The 1,725-nt window shown below is 49.0% G+C and carries 1 protein-coding gene and 1 pseudogene; one reads left to right on the top strand and one right to left on the bottom strand.

All coding sequences use genetic code 11. The features are described 5' to 3' along the window. Positions 1 to 719 (bottom strand): annotated as a pseudogene (locus tag RMO27_RS18070) (NTP transferase domain-containing protein); the annotation flags it as partial. Positions 720 to 956: 237 nt separating this feature from the next. Here RMO27_RS18070 and RMO27_RS18065 point away from each other — a divergent pair. Next, positions 957 to 1,725, top strand: a 769-nt coding sequence (locus tag RMO27_RS18065) for an MlaE family lipid ABC transporter permease subunit (protein ID WP_309735070.1), incomplete at its 3' end; no start/stop codon positions are given.

The raw sequence follows: 1,725 nt of genomic DNA, 5'->3' as shown, positions 1-1,725 counted from the left end.
ATTCGTGACTGGAGAATCTCATAGGCAGTAGCCAATTGACGGCGATCGTTGATCCCCAAAATCTCCTGTTCGTCTGGCACGTCATACACCATCACTGGCGAGAGGAAATTCACCGCATCGGTAATATAATATTCCTGCTGGCTGTTATTGCTCTGTAATTTGGGCAAAACTGCCTGGAGTTTTTGCCAATTAAAACAATAGATGCCTGCATTCACCCGCCGATTTTGACGTTGGAGACCGGTGCAATCCCGATCTTCGAAGATCTATTGGAGCAGATTGTTGTTATCGAAGAATACCCGCCCGTAGCCCTGTGGATTAGCAATTTGGGCTGTCAGTATCGTTGCCGCATTTTGATGCTGCTGGTGGGTCTGCAAGAGGGCTTTGAGAGTCTCAGGACGCAATAGCGGCACATCCCCATTTAAGACTAGTAAATCCCCTTCAAAATCTGCTAGATGGGGCAGCAACTGTTGGACGGCATGTCCGGTGCCTAGTTGTTGTGTTTGCTCGACAAATTCCAAATCCGGATAGTCGAGCATGGCGGTCTTGACTCGATCGGCCTGATAGCCCACGATCGCCAATTGTCGTTCGGGTTCAAGCTCCGCACAACCAATTAATACCCGTTCGACCAGCGATCGTCCTCCCAGTAAGTGTAATACTTTGGGTAAGTCCGATCTCATTCGCGTGCCTTTGCCCGCTGCCAGAATTGCTACTGCTACCATAAATATAATTACGACTACCGAAGGAAACTAAACAAAGCCTTTCTTAAAATACCCCATTGCTCGAAACATGAATGCAATCGTGGCTAAACTCGGCTCGCGATCGTTCATACTTTTTAGAGAGATAACTTGGCAGCTCGTGGTATCGCCGTGAGTTGCCGCAAACCAATGCCTTGACTGGTAACGATCGAGATTAGCTCGATCGATGGATTATAAACGATCGATAACCTCAAATTTGATATGCCTTTATGGTTTACACGGTTGGTTGCAGCAATTTTTCTGGGCGGACAAACAATCGTCCACATGCTCAAAGGTAGATTTAACTACCCCAATATTATCGAGCAGATGGCGATGGTAGGGCCAGAATCATTGTTAATTTCGCTGGTGACATCGACCACGATCGGAATGGTCTTTACGATCGAGGTGGCGCGAGAATTTATCACTATGGGTGCGGGACAAGTGGTCGGTGGCGTACTCGCAATTGCGCTGACTCGCGAACTCGCCCCCGTGCTGACGGCCGTAGTCTTGGCTGGTCGGGTCGGGTCGGCCTTTGCCGCCGAAATTGGCACGATGAAAGTCAGCGAACAAATCGACGCATTGTATATCCTCAAGACCGATCCCGTCGATTATCTCGTGATTCCGCGCGTGATCGCTTGCTGTATCATGTTGCCATTGCTGACGATCTTGTCGATCGTCACGGGCATGTTTGGTGGGTTGCTAGTGGCGACTAGTATCTTTGGCTTGACTACCCAAGTATTTCTGGACTCAGCGCGCAATTTTTTGAACCCCTGGGACATCTGTAGCGCGCCGATTAAAGCGGTTTGTTTTGGCGCATTAATTGCGATCATCGGCTGTAGCTGGGGCTTGACGACGACTGGGGGTGCCAAAGGTGTCGGTCAATCGACAACTACGGCGGTGGTGACTTCTTTACTGGCAATTTTTATTTCTAATTTTTTCCTATCTTGGTTAATGTTCCAAGGAGCGGGGAGCGCACTGTCTAAATCGTTGT

Source organism: Chamaesiphon sp. OTE_75_metabat_556 (assembly GCF_031378165.1).
Classification (GTDB): Bacteria; Cyanobacteriota; Cyanobacteriia; order Cyanobacteriales; family Chamaesiphonaceae; genus Chamaesiphon.
This window is presented reverse-complemented; position numbering and strand designations above follow the sequence as displayed.